The sequence below is a fragment of the Fibrobacter sp. UWOV1 genome (genome assembly GCF_900142495.1).
Lineage (GTDB): Bacteria > Fibrobacterota > Fibrobacteria > Fibrobacterales > Fibrobacteraceae > Fibrobacter.
The window spans coordinates 327,301-351,206 of sequence record NZ_FRBA01000003.1 but is presented as its reverse complement, the minus strand read 5'-3'; the positions used below and the strand labels follow the sequence as shown (position 1 = coordinate 351,206).

The following is a 23,906-nucleotide window of genomic DNA, read 5'->3' as shown; positions in this document are numbered from 1 at the left end:
GGTGTATTGCCGTAGAGCATGTACCCCGTGGAATCGAACACGCAAATGCCGCGAGCCACGCGTATCGTCATTCCGAGACTGTCGTGACTCGGGTCATCGTTTACATTCCACATCGCAGCCCAGCCCGGCAGGTGCAGCGCGACCTTCACCGGATTCTGCCATGTCCTGCCCGCGGCAAGGGACGAATCGCAATGGACAGTCACCTGCCAGCGACCAGAACCGAGGCTTTCCATTGAGGCCGAAGAACATTTGGACTTATCGTTGAGTTCGTAATCCGGCGCAAGGCCCTCTTCCACGAAGAAGTAGTAGCGCACGTCGAAGTTCTTCAACGAGACATTACCCGTATTTTCCACCATGAAGTGAATCTCGCTCGCCTGGTTGTCGCCACGCATATCGGACGCAAACACGCGGACCTTGGTCTCGAGCGATACGGGGTCTTCCATCTCGGCGCAAGAACCGCCAATCAAGTTATTGTCATTGTCAAGGACGACAACGCCCGCATCCTCGTAGAACCCATCGATATTCGCAACCAATCCGGAATTCGGATCCACGAAGGACGGATCGTCGGAGGCATTCCACGGAGTATAGTCAGCATTGTAGAGTCCGAAATGCGGGCCGTCACCACCAAACACAGTTCCGGCAACCGGTATCGTCTCGGCAAACGTCCATTCAACGTAACCCGTGTTGGCGCTCTCGGAATGAACCACAGGGAATGTTGGTCCGTAGTTCGGCCAATAACGGTCAACTCCAGCCTGCGAGGCGTCCTCGCCACGGAAATAGTAACGGACAGAGAACCCATTCACGGGCTCATTGGACACGTTACGCAGGCGGATTCTCGGGCGGAGCGTAGATGTTTCCGGGTATCCCTCGTAGCGCAAGTACGACTTTATCTTGCGAACCGTATCGACAGGCACAATTCCGGCAACCTTGTCCGAGGTACTTACACCCCAGGCAATCATCGAGGCCGGAATATTGGCGGTCGAGAGAGCCGCTCCGCCAATCTGGACACCGGCAGGAACCTTCAGCGTCAACGTATGCGTACCCGCCGCAAGATGGACGGATACACCAGAAACAGCCACCGCACGCCAGGTATTGGAAACGGCTGCCATCCCGGCCAGCATGCTTGTTTCGCCGACATAGACCGGCTTATCGCCAGCCGTAGCGGACCTTGCGTACAGCACTACATTGTAATCCGCGGTATTTTCAACGATTACGGACATCGCGAGTGTCGCCGAATCGCCCGATACAAGGTACTTGTTACCGGCTACGGAGCAGGAGAACTCATTCGAGAATCCGCTCACCGCCTCCATATCCTTCACGGCGATGACGATGACATCGGAAACCTCCCCCGCATCGGTGACGGGCTTCGATAGTTCCTCGACTTCAGCAGCAGTCAACGCGCGCGAATACATGCGGATGTCAGCGATATTCCCGAGATAGGATGGGTCACTACCGGTCTTGCCCATGGAGAATGCGCCTTCCAGTTCTCGCTCCTGTGAAATTCCGGAATCCCGGACTCTCTTCAATTCACCATCGACATAGAACTTGACATGGGCAGAATCAACGGTCACGACGACATGCGCCCAGGATTTCTCGCTAATCGGGAGCAGTTCCGATTCCCAGGAATGGGAACCCTCGACTAGTTTCAGCACGCCACCGCGCTGCATGAGTTCGATATCGAGGCCGTTCACACCGGCAAAGCCGAGAACCCTGCGCCATGTACTGTAGCCGGAGCCACGCTTGATACGCGCCTCAAACGAGTACGAAGGAGTACTCCCGAAATCGACCAAGCCATTGCCGAATGCGAAATCTGTACCCCTGCCAAAATACAAGCCGACATCGCTGCCCCAAGGCCTACTCATATTTGACAAGCCAAGATTATGGCCCGTTCCGAGAAGTTCGTGAGCAATCTTGCCGCTGCTTTCACGTGCCGGGTACCACAGAGCAAGTTCCGTCGGATATGGATACAGCTTTTCATCCGAAACATATTTCTGTTCCGCGTGGTTATGTCCGTAATCTTCCACACGCATTTCCATGGAGAGGTAGCAGCCGGTACATTCGGCAAGCTGCTTTCGGGAAATACGGATACTTGCAGACACATGACCGGCAGAATCAGGCACCACATTCATGACACGCAATGTATCGCCACCGAACACCGGCGTCACGACCACGCGGGCAACACCCGACTCGGAGTCATACACATCCGCAGTCGCCGTAAAGATGCGGTCAAGGACCTCCGAGGAATCCTGCACGGAGAAGTTCATGATGGCAGGACGTGCAGAATCCGTATAGACTCGTGGCCCCGCCATCTGCATATCCATACCGAGAGCGGAAACGCCCACATACCGGGATTCATAGACACCTGTAGAAATCTTGCCCAAGCCGGATGCACCGGAAGTCTTGGAACCGTCATAGATTATTGTATCGGGTATCTCTCCACGGATTTCAGCAACAATGCGACCGTCGCGATAGAGCGATACCAGCCCGTAACCCGGATGCGTGCAACTAGCACCATAGGCCATGTAGCCGTTGTCGAGGCCTAGCCACAACGAATCGGATGGAACGGAGCAAGCAAACTGCGCATTCACTGTCAAAGCACGAGCCACTGCCGGAGCTGCAGGGAGTTCTTCCATATTTCCTTCCGCATCGGGTTCGCCAAGGGCAACCACGAACACGTAGCTGGTATCAATGGCCTTACCGCGAGAAGGCAAGGCTATTCGGGCAAAACCGTTGGAATCCGCAGTAAAAGCGAGAGTGTCTGGCGGAGTAACATCACCGCGGTTAGCCCACAGCGAATCATCATCTACGTACAGCCTAAATCTCGATATGCCGTCCACACGGACCGTGCGGTTTGCAGTCGAGGCGATTTCAGGCAAAACAGTCACGCTGAAGTTAGGAGTTTCCGCAATGGCGGAATCCATCGCCGTAAACACGGAGAAAGTCCTTGTTTCGGCGGAAATCAGCAGGTAGGCCCAAGTACTGTCATTCCCTGCACAATCCGTTTTTGTCATCTTATTACTTTCGTCGCATTTTAAAGTGTCAGCTCCATTCATAACGGCACTTCCGTCTGCATTCAGGAACCCATAGAGAGCATTTTGTAACGGAACAAACCTCTTGCCCGTGAAATCCACCTTGTACAACCTTACCGTCTGCGGTGTTGCACGCATCGCCACCATCTCCTCGCGACTTATCTTCATCTGTATACGCGGAAGAGCGGAAGTGTTGGCAAATGTCATTGACGGCAAGACTTCCACAATCGGGCCCTTGAGAGCAAGATTGTTGAATACCTCAAACGAGTAGTCCTTCGCATCCACAGTTCGGACAGTAATATTTTTCTGACCGCTAATGGAATGTTCTGGGAAAGTTACACTAACTTCCTCGAACAGGGACTTGACCGTTTTATAATCTGACGAATCAACCAGACGACCTATAACCATATCGAACTTGCTGAAACTGAACATAGTGCCGTCATCGTCTCCCCACAGAAGCATAAGCTGCGTATTTCCCTGCAACCGATTCACGTCAAACCAACCCAGGCGATACCAACCACTCGAATCAGCCCGCAAGGACTCTCTCCAGACGGAATCCAGCATGGACTTGGGATATGCATAGAAAGCATCTTCGTTCAAATACGCAAGCCGGTAATTAATCCCGCTATCCAGATAGGCCCTGACCTCGACAAGTTCCTTCGGGCGCTTGACGGTAATTGAATCCGCATCCCTAAACTTTATCAACATGTCCAGGGAACCCGAGAAACGCCCGTCAAGCAACAGATGAGAATGCTTACCGGAGTCCAACTGCATCAATTCGGCACTGTTCACGACAACATCGTTCACCCATACGTCATCATTTCTGTAAATTTGATTCATCGTCAACGTATCAGACTTGGGACGAACAGGAGACTTCGCAAGAGGATCCTTCGACATGCGGTAGAACGTATCAACAACAAACAAATCGGCCTTGATATAGAGCAATTCTCCATTGTCCGACAAGCTGAACATTGAATCCGGAACCTGAACATTACTCAAGTCAACCTTAAGTGATTCTACCTTGGCATAGACATCTCCACCAACAAGATTACTATTTATCTTCACTGCCGTATCAAGCTGGATACGATAGCGGTGCGCATTTTTGTCGTAATCGTCCGGGGAGGGTTTGACACTGAACGAGGCATCCTTCTTGCCTATTTCGAACGCCCTGACAACATTCATATACAACGCATCCTGCGGAGAATTCAAGACAAGAGCTGTCGCATTCTCGATATTGTTTATAACAGAGTCCCCGTGCGTAATCAGGGAAGACCAGACCGAATCCGTATAGTCACCATAATAGTAGTGGGCACGGGAGCCAATGTTATAGTACTTGTAACAAAGGGATATTCCCGTATTCACAAAATTCCAGTCCTGGGCGCTATCCTTACATACCGAGTCCTTGGAGGCAAAAAGGACAGAATCCTTGACAAGTTCAGTTACACTTTTCGGAGCCGGATACGCAATCGAGTCACGATGCCTTACGGAACTCCAGCGGGTATTGCGACCGACAAAGAATTCCACATTCGTGTTGGCGGCGAAATACGGGGTATGCTTGACCGAATCGGAAAGCCCCGAATATTTTATCTCGCAAAAACCGGGATTTCCCATTGCAGCAAGTACGTTTGTCGGACCGTAATTGCATTGAGCGGAAGAATCTTCCGGAGCCCCAAGAACTTTCGCCTCCAAGAAATCATCCTTACTACTTGGAGTATAGAAGCGCAAGTCAAAACGGGCCACCTGCGAGTAGGCCGAGTCCTCGTCCGCAAACAGGAACATGTTCAGCCCGCCCTCAAGATAACTCGACGGAAAATAGTGCAGTCTTTGCGTTTCAAACGGAGTCAACAGGCCGTACGTCTTGTCAAATTTCCACGAATTTCCGTCATGATACGAACCCATCCCGACAAGGAAGTCGTCATTTTTCACCCTTCTCAAGCTGTCAAGTGCGGCCCAGTAACCATAGCCGTCATTACCGAATACGGTCTTGTTCGTGTGGTCGAAACGGACCGTACGGTTCACGAGGTTGTCCATGCCAAAATCAGCATTCCAATAGGATGTATCTGGGATTGTATAGGTGACATTAAATTCCAGCACCGTATATGCAGCATAATTATCTGCCGTAGGATTTATTACGCCATACCCTGTGTAGTATTTTCCATTTGCACCAGGATTGATTTCTATCTTAAACAAATTCGCATTCATGTCATAGTTAGAATCGCCATTCACGCATACGGAATCCAACGTCGAATCGCTCCTGCAACCCGGTTCAACAACATCAAACGAATACCTAGGTCCGCAATCATGTCCATAACTTTCATATGGACTAGGGAATTTAATTTCAGTCTTTCTAATCTTGTCAAGAGTCCATACTTGATACTCGCTTTGCTTTATGGGATCATAGCTTATCTCATCAAGAGACGATTTGTTATATGCAGGGTGTCCATCCAAAAATTTTTTCCACCCAGAAAGCGTGAATACCGTTATGTCATAGGCATTCTCATCATATTTTTTGAAATCATATCCATAATAATCGTGAGCATCATTCGCCCTCTTAGATTCAGTCAAGGTTATGCTCTTTGTCGTCGAACTAAAATAAAGTGTATCTACAAAAATCCGTTCATGTTGATTGTCGTCTTTTTTATCACAACTTAAGGCAAGGAAACCGCAATCAACATAAAATGTATTGTAACGCAAATAGCGAACCATGACTAACGGCAGCACTTTCCTATGCCTCTTGATGGCAAGGTTGAAACGCTTCGGCTCATAGCCGATTATCTCCTGGGACCCGGAAATCTGCCCCGTCAAGGGAATTTCGCCATTACGCAGGGGATCCGGCAATTTCCATCCGGCAAGATTGGCCTTTACAAGATAATCGGCAACAGGTTCGTAACGATACGCATCGACCCTGCCATCGTATAGGGCTTCTGAAACGTGGATGGAAGGAACCGTGATATGCTCATTTTTCGGATGATCCGGAGTCATGTCCAGCATAGTCTCGGCATGCTTGACCTTGAACACGGCCTCGGCCGTCGTGGAATTTTCACCATCCGTCGAATTGGCAACAATCAAAAGTTTGTATTCACCTATTTCCAGTTTGGCATGACCCAGGCTATCCTTCCCGTTCCAGCTGATTTGGTAGGCGGTATCACTAGAATTCGCGCGTACCACCATGGAAATATTCTGCAACTCTACCGTATCGGAACCGCTTACCACATAGATACCTACATTGGCATCCCTGTTCTTGATTCCGTATTTCGCGACCATCGTCCTAAGCCACAGGACCCTTTTTTCACAAGCATTCTCGTCGGTCGTATCCGTCTTGCACACCCTGGTCGAATCGTTTTTCAGCAACACAAAATCAGGCAACGTATCCGCAAGCGAGATTCTAAGAGAATCCGGCACAATCACAACCGTGGCCGAATCAAGGAACACGTGCGGATTGGAAGAGACGTTCTCCGTAACCTCCGCATGAATCGTCATCTTGCCCGAAGCGGGATATTTTCCCATCTCAGTTGTGCCGGTCCAGGCAAACGTCAACCCATAGGCACGAGGATTCACGCTCCATCCCATGACCAGTGGATTGAGGGTATCGCTACCGATTTGACCGTCGGCAATCCAGTAGAAGCCGTCAACATCGCTGCTTCCGAAATAGGCCTTCATTTTCGGCAAGGTCGAATCACCGTAAAGGGCCGCTCTAGATACGCGGAACGCTTCCGTAGCAGTCATCACCACATGTCCAGAATTCCCAAACAAGAACATCTCGTGGCTAATTCTTGAAGGCGGAATCCATTCAGGGAAATCTTCCAAATAGGAATTTATGGTTGCCGAGAACAGCCCCATGTCAAAGGCGACCGGCCGTGATTCACAACTGCTGTAACTGCAAACATTCCCAAATCCAGCCGAATCATAGGAAACCTTCAAGGTATCGCCTGCGGCAAGACCTTTCCACTTCAAATGATACTGACCATCCAGTTCATAGAACCATACGGCAGAAGAATCGGACGAAGTATCAGCAGGAGCCCCATAATAAGGGTTGCGCCACACCTTCGACACGGACTCGTCAAACATGCCGACATGCTTTGAATCCTCCGCATACACGCGCAGGAAATAGCTGCCGTTAAACTTTCCGGACTGGTATAGCGACAATCTAAGGGTATCCGTCCCTATATGCATGGCTGTATCGGGGCTCGCCGAGAAATGCCAGTCAGGAACATCATTGAACAGTGAATCCCGATTCTCCCCAAGCAGGATCATCGACGTATCCGTTTTCCACAGGCTGTCAGGACCATCGATACAATTTTCTCCGGCACATACTCCAAGTTCTATGGCAAACATCCCTTCCAGATATTTATTTTCACCAATCTTGCGGTCAAGATAGCCCAGCACCGCATCATTGCTCTGCGAAACCTTGGAAACATTTCGATGCGAACTGTTCTGCAATGCGGAAACGACAAAGATATTGGATGTTTTCCACTCAGGGGCGCTGTCCGTGCCCAAGGAATCAATATTGGCATACCTCAGCCTGTAAACAGTGTTCAAGGAGTCCGCAAGCTTGACTGGCGGAGCCACGCCCGTAATGGCAACAAGCGATGTATATACGGCTGAATCGCGAGGGGACGAGATTACCGGAGTCCGTTCGCCGATGAAGAACAGGTCGGTCTTCACGGAAGCGTTGCCCGCAGCGTCTATGCATACGGCCTCAAGATAACACTTGCCGCGCATATCGCCAATAGAATCCAGATTGAACGTGGCCGAATCGTTCTTCAGCGTCTTGTCCGATATTCTTTTCCACGAAGTCGTCCTTCCGGAGCCACTCACCTGATAAAAGCAGTTCATGCCCGTACGGTTGGACACGACATCCTGTCTTTCGTTCACAACAATTTTCGCCGTGTAACTCCTGTCGGAATCCGGATATACCAGCTTGGAACTCACAAGGCTTTCGATATACGGGGCAGTCTTGTCCACACGGAGTTTTTTCTGTAGCCTGTAAAGCGAATTGTTCTTTGCGGCATCACGTACAAGGGCGCGTATTTCGTAGTCGCCATCTTCAAGACGCATACCGGCCATTTCGGTCCACGATGTATCCGCAATATCGCCGGGTTTCACCTGGACGGAATCTCCCGCATGGTCAATCTTCGTTGGATCTCCGACATGAACAAATTGCCAGGCTACCGTCACGGGTTCCGAATCGCGGCCATCCAGCGAATCACGCACAACATACGATATTTTCAGCAGGCTATCATATGAAGCGTAGGCAAACGACGGATTTCGCGCGGGCTTCTTATCTTGCAGTTGCGGATAAGGGGTCCCCGATGAAGAGACAGCCTCAAGTCGCGGATTGACCAGTTCAGGACGCTTCGTATCGACGAAGAACGTATCATACGCCACGGAAACATTCAGGAAATCGTTCGAATCGGGCCATGACGATTCGGGAACATTTCCCGGGCTTCCTACAATGGCAGAAACAAGACCGTTCATTTTCGTATAGGTATTTTCATCAGGCACGGCATTGTCCACCGCATAGGTCCTAATTCTATAATAGCCGTCTTTGCCCCTGACAGAATTACGCACCGCGTCGTTCCACTGAATCGCGAACTCCGGAGTGCACACATCATACAGGGCCGGGAAATCCGCCACTCGCGAATAGCTCGAATTCCTAGAATTGCCGTTCGCCTTTTCCAGGGAAATGCGCATGGCCCGGATATCGGGACTGCTCGCCGAATCCGCCCATGCAAAGCGGGCCACGAACGGAATGCTGTCCGGATTTACCATCTTCCCCTCGGCCACGATATTGAATATGGGGGCAGTCGTATCCACGCTGAACGATACATTGTATGTATTCGATGAATCTTTACCGGCCGTATCGGAAACCATGTTGCGGATATCCGCCACGAACTCCCAGTGATATTTGCCCTCGGCAGGACGGTCTTCCACCCATTCCGATGTAAAATATGCCGTGGACAAATCCTGGAGACGCCCCGTAGAATCCCGCGTCGTGTCAACGTACGATTCGTACTCCATCGACATTTCCTTCGAAGAACCGGGCGCGACATTTGTATTACCAGATTCCAGCACTATTCTGTCCTTTGCACCCATGACCCTGAATCCTTGGTATCCGAGAGCGCTTGCATAGGCCTTGAAGTTCTTTATTTTGTTCAGCACCATGTTGTGCTGCGGCCATACAGGATCAAGCATATTTGCAGTAGCCTTGAACAGGTAGTAGAATCGCTGCGTATTGGAAAGGCCAATCTTGTTCACCGTCGAAATCGTGACTGTATTTTGATTGTCTTTCTGGATAGCCAGCAAATTGTTGTAGCCATATTCGCCCGGCACAAAATCGAATTGACCATTTTTCTTGACCGGGTGCGGGACCTTGTCAATCGTTATCCTTCGTTCAATTTTTCCACTATCCGTTTCCACAGAATCCACAATCACAATCGGGTTTGTCCAAGCACCTCCACCAGAGCGTCCATAGACAGTACAGGCATCATTAGCCTCCGGATTCTTCGATATATCACATTCCCATGCAATTTCCTCCTGATAGTTGAAATTCATGCGAATCTGGCGCAACCTGTGCGGCATCAAATCGTCCACAACAAAAGAGTACTTTTCAATCCAGTCTTCAACCGTTATCGCAGGGACCTCGTAACGTTCCACATGACGGATGGGGACGCCACCCGGATTATCGCTACCATCAGGGTTCAAGCCATCCACCTTTTCCCAGCGGTCAACCTTCACTCCCATTTTGGACCAGTCGGATTCAGACTTAAATTTCAAGTCACCCTTTCTAAACTCAGAATAATTCTTTTTCCCGTTCGATGCAGCGACTTTTCCGCCAGCACCGAACAGACCAATCTCGCAAAGTTGCTGTTTGTTCGCTTTGTCAGCCTCATAGTAACATCCCGCATCCACAGCCCGCAAGGTTGAATCCGACACAAAAAGTCCCAAGTTTACGAACGGCTTTTCATAGAGAAAATCTTCCATAAGCCGTATCTGACCAGACTCGTTACCGCCCTTGACCTTCGTGTAAGAGAAATCCACGGAATACAGCGTATCAAGCATACGACGTGTTTTTGCATTTTCATGGGAATCAATAAGATCAGAAACACCCATTTCTGCCAAATCAAAGCCAAACAAAACAGCCCCGCCTAGCGCTATAGCCGCCTTTGTAGCAACCTGGATTAGAGGATATGCAGACAGTGCAATATCAGCCGCAATAATACCACTCACAACCCCTGTAATTTCTGCGACATTGCGAAGAGCTTTCTTTGTAGCACTTTTAGAATTCGCATTCATTGCAGCATCGTAAGTGAATTTTCTCACATCAGCATTAGGATCATTAAAGGCAATTGTAGAATCGGCCAAACTTGACCACTCAGGAACCAACGTTGTTCCGACATCCTGCAAAGCAATTCCACCAAAAACTCCCAGAGCAAGACCCGTCACCATGTTCGTATAGATAGCAGAAGCCGAGCCATCGCCTTCAAATTGCTCAATCATGTTCATAACCGATGTAGACGCACCTTCAGGAATAAAAATATTCAAGAAATTACGAAAACCTTTATTCGGGTCGGAGAACGTCAATCCACCCTTTCCACCCAGCAAGCGTATCATTGGCATGTTTTCATTAAAAGGCCGATTAATCAGTGCAGAAATGCCGGGAGCACCCGGCTCGATATATGAAGTTAATGCATCTTCAGCTTTGAAACCATAATCTTCTTGCAACTTAAATTTATCCACCGCAAGTGTCACAACTCTTTCAACAGCACTCAAACCAAACGTAGGAGCCATCAACCAAAGAGCAATAGTTGCCGTGTATGGTTCCTTGGCTATTGCACAATAAGACATTCCAAGTATGGACATCAACATATATTGAGTCTGTGCTTCCGCATACTGACGTCCATAATCTCGCATATCCAGCAGCATGTTCAAGCTACCCGTCCCCTCGTGTGGCGAATCAAGAGCAATCATCTTATCGACATCATTGTTATAGACGCTTTGGTCTGTCACATACTCATGCGAGGCTACACCTCCCATACTATGAGCAATGAGGATATTGCGGGAAGGAATGGTGCGATACAATGCTCCTTGTGACTCCCTCTTATTTCTTAATGAGTCTTGTCCACCAGCCCTTACTTCCTGAGCTTCCTCAAAAAGCGACCGGCGAACAGAGCACTTGTTGTTACCTTTCCACGTTCTGTCTCCGATTTCATGCGCATTGTGGGCAGGGGATTCCGCAGGATTTGCAAATGCCCGCTGGATATAAATATACGGCGAGCTTCGATAATTCGTGGAATCCATATAAATTTTGTCATTTTGATACTGATAATCCTCAAATACGGCAGAATCCAACCAAAAGGTAAGTTTCTTTGCAGACCTCTCATTATAATCCTCATCTTTGTTAGGATTAAACGTCCTATCATAGGCACCCAACATCCCAACGGCATCACCCAAATTCCAACCAAATGAATCCGGTTTGACAATATAATTGGTAGTAATAGTGTAAGCATCCCTTATAGCACCACTATTACATTCACTTTCAAAGCCTTGTGTTTCTGGCGCTGCTCCATGAACAAGGACGACATTATAGCGATCCAATGTTTCCATCGGCCTCGGAACAGCGTACACAATACCAACAATAGCAATTATTGCATAAAGAATTATCCTCATAATTCTTCCCCTTATTTTGTAACAACCAAGTCCTCTGAGGGATAACCTATTGACAACCCTACAGAATCAACAAATTCATTGTATTCGATTCGCACAGGCAAAATAGGCGTTTTCAAAGGTTTCAAAAAATGAATATAATTTCCGTTCAAAGGATTTGATTTACCATCGAGCATCCTAGTTGGATGTTTTATCGTAAGCATTTTTCCACGTATTTCTAGAACATTTTTGGTATATATAGACCAACTGGCGTCATTCCAAATTAAAGAATCCATCAAACCATCTTTTCCATATTCATAAACCCCATATTTTTTTTCATCATACAAACCCTTTACGCACACAATTTCTCCATCAATGTACGTAAAGTCATCACATCCTTCCAGCCACGCATATTCACCTGTAAATTCCAATTTTTTCACGACACCTGTAGCCGTATCGAGTATTGCATAGGGACATTTTTCCTGCGTAACCATTTTCAGTAACACATCCCCACCAAGCCACGGGCGTCCATATTTTTCATGATTACATTCACATGGAGTTTCGCAATTCCATTTTCGAACAACTCTAGGTTTTCCGCCAACCCGCCAAAAACCGAATTCGTCATTTGCATTTGAGAAAAAAGCGGAAGAATCATTGTAAAACCCCTCAACGAAACTCATTCGGCCTTCTATCGTATCGCCCCAATATGGCGTTCTTTTTTTTCTATAATTCACCAAATATAGTCCATCGTTCGTTCCACCCTTATCACAAATATCGCTTCCCATAAAAACTTCATGACAATCTTCATATCCCCTGGAGTTCGTCAACAAAGCCAAAGAATCATCAATTATTGCAACTAGGGTTCCCTCATAACGCCCCCCCCATTGGCGATAATCACTATCCCCGCACCCCCACATGCTTACGCAAGCAAGTACCACCGGGGCTACCACAATCAGTCTTTTAATTTCAACCATCATAAAGGAGACCTCCTTTGCCACCTATCCACAGCCAGACACAGCCCAGAAATATGTGACAGCAATCACATACAAATATACTCTATATTTTGTACAAAATCAAGTATGGCGGCGAACGATTTTCACCGAAGAATACGAACAACGTTTCAAATAGCGAAATCGACTTTTTTTCTTTGATTAAAACGTAAAAAAAGGGCCGCATCGCTGCGGTCCTTTTTGCTAAAGGCGATCCCGGAACAAGTCCGGGATGACATTTAAGGATTAATCCTTCCCGTACACCTTTTCGGCGTAGGTCACGGTTGCGCCGAGGTATTCGCGGTTCATCTTGGCGATGTAATCCACGGTGATACCCTTCGGGCATGCGGCCTGGCATTCGTAAAGGTTCGTGCAGTTGCCGAAGCCTTCCTTGTCCATCTGGGCGACCATGGCCAAGACGCGCTTCTTCGCCTCGACCTTGCCCTGCGGCAAGAAGCTGAGGTGAGAAACCTTGGCAGATACGAACAACATTGCGGATGCGTTCTTACATGCAGCGACGCAAGCACCGCAACCAATGCAAGCGGCAGCGTCGAAGGCGCGGTCGGCATCGGCCTTGGGCACGGGAATCGTGGAAGCTTCAGGAGCGGCACCGGTATTCACAGAAATGAAACCGCCAGCCTGGATGATGCGGTCGAATGCGGTACGGTCAACGGCGCAGTCACGGATAACCGGGAATGCGGCGGCGCGCCACGGTTCGATCACGATGGTGTCGCCATCCTTGAACTTGCGCATGTGAAGCTGGCAGGTAGTCGTTGCATGGTCAGGACCGTGCGGCATACCGTTGATGACGAGAGAGCACATACCACAGATACCTTCGCGGCAGTCGTGGTCGAAGGCGAAGCCTTCCTTGCCCTGCTTCATCTGTTCTTCGTTCACAATGTCGAGCATTTCCAAGAAGGACATGTCCGGAGAAACATCGTTGATCTTGACAGTTTCGAACTGTCCCTTGGTCTTGGCATCCTTCTGACGCCAAATCTTCAAAGTCAAATTCAGTCCGCTCATTATTTGTAGCTCCTAGTAGCGAGGTGGACGTTATCAAAGGTAAGAGGTTCCTTGGAAAGTTCCGGTGCGACACCGTCGCCCTTGTACTCCCAGGCACCCACGTAGCAGAAGTTCTCGTCGTCGCGCTTAGCTTCGCCTTCCGGAGTCTGGCTTTCTTCGCGGAAGTGGCCGCCGCAAGATTCCTTGCGATGCAGGGCGTCGAGAGTGAGGACTTCGGCGAACTCGAGGAAGTCAGCCACGCGGCCGGCACGTTCGAGGTTCTGGTTGAAGGAACCTTCGGAGCCGAGCACGTTGACGTTTTCCCAGAATTCGGCACGGAGAGCCGGAATCTTCTCGAGGGCGGTCTTGAGGCCGGCCTCGTTACGGGCCATGCCCACGTATTCCCACATGATGTTACCGAGTTCACGATGGATATCGTTAACAGTGCGGTGACCCTTGATGGAGAGGAGCTTGTGGATGCGTTCTTCGGTCTGCTTCTTGCAGTCTTCGAACGCGGCATCGGATTCGGAAACCTTCTCGAGCTTGGTGCCCGCGAAGTAGCCGCCGATGGTGAACGGAATGACGAAGTAACCGTCGGAGAGACCCTGCATAAGAGCAGAAGCGCCGAGGCGGTTTGCACCGTGGTCGGAGAAGTTGGCTTCACCGAGAACGAAGCAGCCCGGAATCGTGGACATCAGATCGTAGTCCACCCAGAGGCCGCCCATGGTGTAGTGGATGGCCGGGAAGATACGCATCGGGACCTTGTACGGGTCTTCGTCGGTAATCTTTTCGTACATCTGGAAGAGGTTGCCGTACTTGGCAGACACGCCTGCAACGCCCATGCGCTGGATAGCGTCGGCGAAGTCGAGATAAACGGCCTGCTTGGTGGAACCCACGCCGAGACCTGCGTCGCAAACCTGCTTGGCGTTACGGGATGCCACGTCACGCGGCACGAGGTTACCGAAGCTCGGGTACTTTTCTTCGAGGTAGTAGTAACGGTCTTCTTCGGGGATCTGGTCCGGGCTGCGGGTGTCGCCCGCCTTGCGCGGGACCCAGATACGGCCGTCGTTACGGAGAGATTCGCTCATCAAGGTGAGCTTCGACTGCAGGTCGCCGTGGCGAGGAATGCAAGTCGGGTGAATCTGCGTGTAGCAGGGGTTAGCGAACAGGGCGCCACGCTTGTAGGCACGGAAAGCGGCCGTCACGTTGGAACCCTGGGCGTTTGTAGAAAGGTAGTAGACGTTACCGTAACCGCCGGTGCAAAGGCACACAGCGTCACCCACGTGGCTTTCGAGTTCGCCAGTGATTAGGTTACGGACGATGATACCGCGAGCCTTGCCGTCGATCACGACGAGGTCCATCATTTCGCGGCGGGGGAACATCTTCACCTTACCGGCGGCAACCTGGCGCATGAGGGCCTGGTAGGCACCGAGCAAGAGCTGCTGACCCGTCTGACCGCGGGCGTAGAACGTACGGGAAACCTGCGTACCACCGAAGGAACGGTTGTCGAGGAGGCCACCGTATTCACGACCGAACGGAACACCCTGGGCCACGCACTGGTCGATGATGAGGTTCGAGTTTTCGGCCAAGCGGTGCACGTTGGCTTCGCGAGCGCGGAAGTCACCGCCCTTCACGGTATCGTAGAACAGACGGTAAACGGAGTCGCCGTCGTTCTTGTAGTTCTTGGCAGCGTTGATACCACCCTGGGCAGCAATGGAGTGTGCGCGACGGGGGCTATCCTGGATGCAGAAAGACTTGACATTGTAACCAAGTTCGGCGAGGGATGCGGCGGCAGAAGCACCGGCAAGGCCAGTACCAACCACGATCACCGTGAACTTACGCTTGTTGGCGGGGTTCACGAGCTTGAGTTCGAACTTGTGCTTGGTCCACTTTTCTTCGATGGAACCACCGGGGATTTTAGAATCAAGAATCATTAGTGGGCTCCTTAAAATTAAGCGTTAAAAGAAACTTCGACGGTGCCAACAGAAGGAATCACGAAAGAAGTCTTGGCGGCTTCCTTGTCCTTCTTCATCTGTTCGTACTGCGGCTGGAGGCTGCGGGACTTTTCGATGAGGGCCTGGGTACCCGGCTGGTTAGCGAGGTAGAAGGCTGCAACGGCGGTGATACCGAAACCGAGGGCAACGATAATGCTGTAAGCGATACCGGCGATGTCGATAATCGGGGTCCACTTCTGGTGAGCAATGCCCATGGTCTGGAAGGCAGAAGAAATAGCGTGGAAGAGGTGCATACCGATCACGAACATGCTGACCACGTAGAATGCAGCCCAAGCCGGGTTAGCAAACATCTGGATGGTGGTGAGCCACATGTCGCGGACGATTTCACCTTCGGCATTCACATAGAGGTAGTGTTCGCCGAACTTGAGCATCATGAGGTGCTGCACGAGGAAGCCGAGAATGAAGAGACCGGACCAGATCATGGTGAAGGTCGCGAAAGTCTTCTTGCCCTTGCGAGCGTTGACTTCGTAGTCGATGCCACCGCGAGCCTTCTTGTTCTCGATCTTCAGCTTGATAGCAAGGAAGATGTGGAGAGCGAAAGCAGCCACCAGCACCAGTTCAACAAGATAAATCATCTTGATCGGGAAGTGGAGCGGGTTGAATCCGGTCAGGAATTCGGTGTAGGCATTGTAAGATGCCTGTGCCGCAGCCTGATCGAAATTCAGAAGCTGGAAGTTACCACACATGTGGCCGAAGATGAACAGGGCGAGGAACGCGCCTGTGCATCCCATGATCTGCTTCTTACCGATGGAAGAGGTAAGATACTTGACGATCCATTGCATTGAGTTGTGTCTCCTTGAGGGGGGTTATTTTTGAAACTTAGAGGACGCAGCAGGCCTTGAGGCTCGGCATTTCGTAAGCGTAGCGTTCGTCTTCCTTGAACCAGAAGTCCAGTTCGCGCTTGGCGGATTCGGGGCTGTCGGAGCTGTGCACGACGTTTTCGGTCATGGAAGGGGCAAAATCGTAGCGGAGGGTACCGGGTTCCGCCTTAGCCGGATTGGTTGCACCGTTGATAGCGCGAACCTTGGCAATGGCATTTTCGCCGCCGAGGGCGAGCATCACGGACGGGCCCTTGGTCATGTAGGCTTCGAGTTCCGGGAAGAACGGCTTTTCCACGTGTTCGGCGTAGAAACCGCGAGCATCGGCAGAGGTCATCTGGTGCATCTTCACGGCGCAGACGGAGAGGCCTGCAGCGATGTAACGGTCGATAATGCGCCCGATGAGGCCAGACTTGACCGCATTGGGCTTGATCATTGCAAATGTCATTTCCATAGTAGGTACCTTTTGTTTTAAGATGTGGGAAATATAGATTTTAGTAGGAAGTAGGAAGTAGGAAGTAGGAAGTAAAAAGACAAAAAAACTGCCTACTTCCTACCGTCTACTGTCTACGGCGAGCTTTGCGAGCTACTCTTCGGCTTCGATTTTCTTCATCAGATCTTCGGCGAGTTTGCCGTTACTCTTGATGTTGTCGACGAGCCACTGGGCAGATTCCTTGAGTTCGCTATTCGGATACTTCTGGAGGAACTCTTCGAGTACTTCGAGAGCCTGTTCATTCTGACCCAGGTTTTCATTGAGAATAAAGCCTCGACTGAACATGGCCTTTTCTGCATTAGGGCTATTCGGCCACATGGTGTAATAGGCATAATAGTCGCCTTCAGCATCCTGGAATTCTTCATTTTCGCTTTCGATCTGGGCCATTTCATAAGCAACATGCTCGAACAGGCTGTCATTATCGGCATAAGCGAACATGACCTTACGGTATTCGTAGTAGGCATCAGACTTCTTGCCGGCCTGATAGAGAGAATCGGCACGAGCCAGAAGAACGCTAGCAATCATGGTCGGCTTATACTCGGCAACGCCCGTGTCATAAAGATGAACCGTCGCCTTGGAATAGGCTTCAGCAGCAAATCTTTCGGACATGAGTCTTTCGACTTCGTCAGAACGGCGAGCATAAATCACAGGAATACTTTCTTCGAAAGTCTTGCCAACATAGAGCATGCGGTATCCCATGTAATATTCATGCTTGTACATATTTACCGGGAAGGCCGCAACCTTGCGAAGGTCGTTCTTAGCTTGTTCGTAATCGTAACCCACATGAATCGGGGAACCCGTGCGGTCATACAAGGCTTTAAGCGTGTCTTCGGGAATATTTTCGCAACCGAATTTTTTCTGGATGTAATGTTCACTCAAGTAATCCCAGCGAGACTGGCGGACCATGGCCCTGTATTCCCAGCTATGGTTCAAGTGAGCTTCTTTTGCAGCATCCGCAAAGGCAAACGCTTCGGCAAGCATCGACACAATGCGGTCATGAAGGTTGCGGTTCATTGCACGTTTGACAAACTTTTCATTAAAGCGGATCATGTCCGCTTCCGTGAACACGGGCTCCCCGGCCTTGGTAATCAGCACGACAGAAGTGTCTACGTCAAAGTAGAACCCCTCCTTGATTGCATTGGCAATACCCACATCGACGCGGTCAAAGGGCTTTAACCGAGAAGCGTCGATACCGGCCAAGTAGAAGACATGGAACGTATTATCGCTAGCCTTGAGCACCGGCGTTACAAAGCCCGGTTCCTTGTCCTTGAGCGTCGGCATCAACTGAGGCACGACACCAATACCATAAGGCAACACGTAATCGACCTTGACATGTCCTACGTAACCGCTATCCTTGGCCGTTTTTGCATTCTTGCTATTTGCTACAGCCACCGACTTGAACTGTTCGAGAGTCGGCTTTTCTGTAAACAGGCCAGCAAGTTTTGCGGAATCCGCCTGCACATGGTAAAGTTCGTAGCCGGGAACCGTCATGAACTTATCCTGATGTTTGTTGTAATACACCTTCGGATCGACAGGAGGAAGTTCCTTGATTTCGATATTGTGCTTTGCGAGAACATCCGTAGACAATTCCTGTTGCAGAGCGATACGGCGAGCATCAGCAAAAGACTTTTTCGCCTTCAAGGAATCTTCGGCTGTCGGATTTTCAAGCTTGAGAGAATCCTTGATATAGGCTGCGAAAGCATCGGCGTTCTTGGAAGCGTAATAGTAGCTTGCAACCAGAGGACGCACCGACAAGAAATCACCGGTAGAATCTTCGGGGAACATGCTACGGTTGGCATCATAGAACTGACGGAGTTCTGCATCGCTATAAGTCATGTTTTCTGAGACGTAGTAGCGCTGGTAGACCATCGTGAGCACGCGTGCGTCGAGGTCGGCGTAGTAAGCCTTCCATTGCTCTTCCAGTTCGGGATATTCTTCAACAGCCTTAGCCGAGAGAGCCGCCTTTGAATACAGATTGTCGTAAAGGTACTGATTCTTGACAGCCTTGAGCCCACCTGCATTTTTCAGAAGCAGTGCATAATCTTCTTGATAGACCTTTTCACCATCGATGCGAGCCAGGAGCGTATCCTTGTCGCCGATACCGTTACAGCCGTTCAATATAAACAGCGAGGCTAATGAAACGAGAGTCAGAAGTTTTGCCTTCATATATCCTCTAAAGATTTTTCATACTAACTTACAAAAAATTTAGCCCACGAACCGTGAGCCAGAGCCCTCAAGCGAAAGTTGAGGGCGGAGGCGAGAGAAAAGGGCCAAGCAAACATCATTCTTAAGCATTAGCCCTTTTCGGCTACAAAAATTCGTCCATTGCGGAAGAGCTGCATCCACGGGCCGTCTTCGCCCCATTCCGCCGGGTGCCAGGAGTACTGGCAGGTACGGAACACGCGTTCGGGGTGCGGCATCATCACGAGGGCGCGGCCGTCTTCGGAGCAGAGGCCGTTGATACCGAACGGAGAGCCGTTGGGGTTCAGCGGGTAGCGTTCGGTGTATTCGTGCTTGCCGTCCACGTAACGCAGCGCCACGAGACCGGTCTTGAGGCAGGCTTCGGCGGCTTCGCGGCTAGCGAATTCCGCGCGGCCTTCGCCGTGTGCGACCGCAATCGGGAGCACGGAGCCTGCCATGCCCTTAAGGAGCACGGACGGAGTATCTTCGACCTTGAGCGTGCAGAAGCGAGCCTCGAAGCGTTCGGAGAGATTCTGCACAAAGCGCGGCCAGTGCTTGGCGCCCGGAATCAAATCCTTGAGGTTAGAAACCATCTGGCAACCGTTGCAGACGCCCAGCGTGAAGGTGTCCTTGCGGTTGAAGTAAGCCTCGAATTCGGCGCGGGCCTTCGGGTTGAAGAGGATGCTCTTGGCCCAGCCTTCGCCGGCACCGAGAACGTCACCGTAGCTGAAGCCACCGCAAGCCACGAGACCGTTGAAGTCCTTGAGGCTTACGCGACCTTCGAGAATGTCGGTCATGTGAACGTCGATAGATTCAAAGCCAGCCTTCTGGAAGGCGGCAGCCATTTCGAGTTCGCCGTTGACGCCCTGTTCGCGCAGGATGGCCATCTTCGGGCGGCTTGCGAAATCCTTCACAATCTTGGCGGACGCCGCCACGTCGAAGGTCACCTTCGGCGTGATACCCGGATTGTCCTGTTCCAACTTGAGCTTGTATTCGCTTTCGGCACAATCCGGGTTATCGCGGAGGGCCGCGATGCGGCGGGTCGTGTCGCTCCAAATAGCGCGGAGATCCGAGAGGCCTTCGGCGTAGTCGCCGATGACCAAGTTATAGGTATCGTTGAGCGTACCGATTTCAGAAACGGTATCGCCGAGACCAGCGGCAGCAAATGCATCGCGAACGGCCGCAAGGTCAGCATTCTTCACCTGGAGCACGGCACCAAGTTCTTCGTTGAAGAGGGCGTCGATGAGGTTGCCCTTGAGGGCGTCGGCCTTCACCGTCACGCCCACATGGCCTGCAAATGCCATTTCGGCAAGCGTCGTGTAGAGACCGCCATCGCTCTTGTCGTGGTAGGCCATAATCTTGCCTGCCGCATTGAGCTTCTGGATGGTTTCAAAGAAGGCGCGGAGTTCCTTGGCGCTGTCCACATCCGGAGCCTTGTCGCCGAGGTTGCAGTAAACTTGAGCGGCAATGGATGCGCCCATGCGGTTCTTGCCACGAGCGAGGTCCACGAGAACGAGGGTCGAATCCTTGCATTGCAAGAGCTGCGGAGTGAGCGTCTTGCGCACATCGGCGCACGGAGCAAAGGCACTGATAACGAGCGAAATCGGAGCGGTCACGCGGTGGCTACCCTTGTCATCCTGCCACACGGTGCTCATGCTCATGGAGTCCTTGCCCACCGGAATCGTAATGCCAAGTTCCGGGCAGAGTTCCATACCGATGGACTTTACGGCTTCGTAGAGGTCGGCGCCATCGCCTTCGTAGTTCGGCGTGGCCATCCAGTTTGCAGACAAGTTCACACGGCCCATATCGGGCACGTAGGCGGCAGCCATGTTGGTGAGGGATTCAGCCACCGTCATGCGGGCAGCGGCCGCCGGAGAAATCAAGGCGATCGGGGCGCGTTCGCCCATACTCATCACTTCACCTTCGTAAGTATCAAGCGTTGCGCTGGTCACGGCGCAGTCGGCGACCGGCACCTGCCACGGGCCAACCATCTGGTCGCGGCAAATCATACCCGTCACAGAACGGTCACCGATAGAAATGAGGAACGTCTTGTCGGCGACGGTCGGGTTCGCAAGCACGCGGTGAGCCACATCCTTGATAGTTGCATCGGTCGGAACCACCGTGGAATTGAGCGGGCGCTTCTGGCTCTTTTCGTTACGGATCATGCGGGGCGGCTTGCCGAGCAACACACCCAGCGGCATGTCAATCGGAGTCGTACCGAAGTACTTGTCGGTAAGGGTCAGGTGCTTTTCAGGGATAGCCTCGCCCACCACGGCGTACGGGCAGCGTTCACGCTTACAAATCGCATCGAACACATCGAGCTTGTCGCCGGCGATTGCGATAACGTAACGTTCCTGGGATTCGTTACTCCAGATTTCGAACGGGCTCATGCCCGGTTCATCGTTCGGCACGTTGCGCAGTTCAAACTTACCGCCGAGACCGCCATCGTTCACCAGTTCCGGGAAGGCGTTGGAAAGTCCACCTGCACCCACGTCGTGAATAAAGGTAATCGGGTTTTCTTCGTCCATCGCCCAGCAGCGGTCGATGACTTCCTGGCAGCGGCGTTCCATTTCGGGGTTTTCACGCTGCACAGAGGCAAAGTCGAGAGATTCATTACCGGCACCGTTAGCCACAGAACTTGCGGCACCACCACCGAGGCCGATGAGCATCGCCGGACCGCCGAGCACAATCAGGTGGTCACCCGGATCGATGTGGCCCTTTTCGATATGTTCATGCTTGATGTTACCGAGACCACCAGCCAGCATAATCGGCTTGTGGTAACCGCGGACTTCCTTGCCGTTCTGGGCATCGACTTCCTGTTCGAAAGTACGGAAGTAACCGAGGATGTTCGGACGGCCGTATTCGTTGTTGAACGCAGCGCCACCAAGCGGGCCTTCGATCATGATGTCGAGGGCAGAAGCAATACGGGACGGGCTACCAAAGTCCTTTTCCCAAGGTTGGACTGCACCCGGCAGTTTCAAGTTCGAAACGCTGAAGCCCGTGAGACCGGCCTTCGGCTTGGAACCCTTACCCGTAGCACCTTCGTCACGGATTTCGCCACCACTACCAGTAGCGGCACCCGGGAACGGAGAAATGGCCGTCGGGTGGTTGTGGGTTTCGACCTTCATGAGGATATCGACTTCTTCATTGTGGAAGTCGTACTTGTTATTGCGCGGGTCGGCGTAGTAGCGGCCAGCAACAGCGCCCTTCATCACGGCGGCGTTGTCCTTGTAGGCGCTAAAGATGTTGGAGTTGTGGAGCTGGTAGGTGTTCTTGATCATCTGGAACAAGGACTTGTCCTGTTTGACGCCGTCGATGGTCCATTCGGCACCGAACACCTTGTGGCGGCAGTGTTCCGAGTTGGCCTGAGCGAACATGTAGAGTTCCACGTCGGTGGGGTTGCGCTTGAGCTCGGTGAAGTTCTTGACCAAGTAATCGATTTCATCCGGGGAAAGAGCGAGGCCCATTTCCTTGTCGGCCTTCACGAGGGCGTCGCGGCCTTCGGTAAGCACCGGAATCACGTTCAGCGGACGCGGTTCTTCCTTGCTGAAGAGGACTTCCAAGGAGGCGGTGTCGGCAAACACGGCCTGGGTCATGCGGTCGTGAATCTTGGCGGAGATTTTCTCACGGGCGCCAGCCGGTGCAGCACCTTCAAACTTTACATAGTAGGCAATAGCGCGTTCGATGCGCTTGATGGCCGGGAGGCCGCAGATGTGAGCGATATCGGTCGCCTTGGAGCTCCACGGGCTGATGGTACCCGGACGCGGGCACACCACAAAGAGTTCGCCTTCGAGAGCCTTGGGTTCGCGGGCCGGACCGTAGTGAAGCACCTTCTTCAATGTTTCGGTTTCTGCATCGGAGAGTTCGGCGGACAAATCCACCACATGCAGGAATTCAGCGTAAACGGAAGCGACAGAAAGGCCTGCGCTCTTGAAATCGGAAGAAAGTTTCTGGAGACGGAAATCCGACAGAGCCGGCGTACCACGAAGAATGAGCATTATAAACCTCGGTTTGATTTTTTACGAGGGGAAATTTAGAAATTAGTAGACAGTAGGAAGTAGGAAGTAGGCAGAAATAATCACAACAAGAAACGGCCCGCAGAGCGGGTCGTTTCTTACATTTTTATAACTCGTTGAGAGTCAAAAGATTAGCGCTTTTTGCCCTTCTTGCCTTTCTTGCCCTTGGCGGCCTTAGCAGGCTTTGCGGCCTTCTTCGGAGCCGGAGCTTCTTCAACGGCTTCTTCTGCGCCTTCTTCGCCTTCCTCAGCTTCCTCAATTTCTTCGCCCGGATTACCGACGAGAGCGTTCACGTTCACAGAGACGAGGCCAGCCAGAGATTTGACTTCGGTTTTCTTATCGACTTCGACTTTCGAGAACTTGGAGATGATGTAGTAGGCACCCGTGGCTTCAAAGCGGCGAGTCATGTTCGCAATGCTCATGGAGCCCTTGGTAGACGGGAAATACTTGGATTCCAGACGAGCCTGGTCCTGAGAAGTCTTTACAGACTGCACGGTTTCGCAAGCCAGGGACCACACGCCCTTGTTCACATCGATAGAGTTGTTCACGTATTCGATGATCTTGGAGGCACCCTTGTAGGAATTGGTGGTGGTCTTGGTGTAGTGTTCCGTAGCCTGGGACACGTAGCTACCCTTCTGCATCAAAAGTGTCGCAAGGAGAGCGATAACCAGAACGGTGAGTGCAATCGAAATATTCTTTACGTTCATTTTCACAACT

The 23,906-nt window shown here is 51.3% G+C and carries 9 protein-coding genes; all 9 read right to left on the bottom strand.

The genetic code is table 11. From position 1 onward, the window contains the following. Positions 1-11,066, bottom strand: an 11,066-nt coding sequence (locus BUC02_RS07140) for a LamG domain-containing protein (RefSeq protein ID WP_139261055.1), incomplete at its 3' end; no start/stop codon positions are given. A gap of 644 nt (positions 11,067-11,710) precedes the next feature. Next, the gene (locus BUC02_RS07130; RefSeq protein WP_073320619.1) at positions 11,711-12,652 is read right to left on the bottom strand and encodes a hypothetical protein; all 942 of its coding nucleotides are present in this window, start codon (positions 12,650-12,652) and stop codon (positions 11,711-11,713) included. 258 nt (positions 12,653-12,910) lie between these two features. Then, the gene (locus BUC02_RS07125; protein ID WP_073054923.1) at positions 12,911-13,687 is read right to left on the bottom strand and encodes a succinate dehydrogenase/fumarate reductase iron-sulfur subunit; all 777 of its coding nucleotides are present in this window, start codon (positions 13,685-13,687) and stop codon (positions 12,911-12,913) included. Further along, complete coding sequence (locus BUC02_RS07120; protein WP_073114345.1) at positions 13,687-15,600, bottom strand: fumarate reductase/succinate dehydrogenase flavoprotein subunit; 1,914 nt, start codon at positions 15,598-15,600, stop codon at positions 13,687-13,689. The genes BUC02_RS07125 and BUC02_RS07120 overlap by 1 nt, the downstream gene beginning before the upstream one ends. Before the next feature lie 17 nt (positions 15,601-15,617). Continuing rightward, positions 15,618-16,463, bottom strand: a complete 846-nt coding sequence (locus tag BUC02_RS07115) for a succinate dehydrogenase cytochrome b subunit (protein ID WP_073320616.1) — start codon at positions 16,461-16,463, stop codon at positions 15,618-15,620. A gap of 37 nt (positions 16,464-16,500) precedes the next feature. Continuing rightward, the gene (gene ndk, locus BUC02_RS07110) at positions 16,501-16,953 is read right to left on the bottom strand and encodes a nucleoside-diphosphate kinase (RefSeq protein ID WP_072797367.1); all 453 of its coding nucleotides are present in this window, start codon (positions 16,951-16,953) and stop codon (positions 16,501-16,503) included. Positions 16,954-17,085: 132 nt separating this feature from the next. After that, positions 17,086-19,158, bottom strand: a complete 2,073-nt coding sequence (locus BUC02_RS07105; RefSeq protein WP_073320613.1) for a peptidyl-prolyl cis-trans isomerase — start codon at positions 19,156-19,158, stop codon at positions 17,086-17,088. Positions 19,159-19,286: 128 nt separating this feature from the next. Further along, entirely contained in the window at positions 19,287-23,171 is a 3,885-nt protein-coding gene (purL, locus tag BUC02_RS07100) for a phosphoribosylformylglycinamidine synthase (protein WP_073320611.1), read from the bottom strand. Between the two features lie 149 nt (positions 23,172-23,320). Then, positions 23,321-23,896, bottom strand: a complete 576-nt coding sequence (locus BUC02_RS07095) for a hypothetical protein (protein WP_073320609.1) — start codon at positions 23,894-23,896, stop codon at positions 23,321-23,323. Positions 23,897-23,906: the final 10 nt, after the last annotated feature.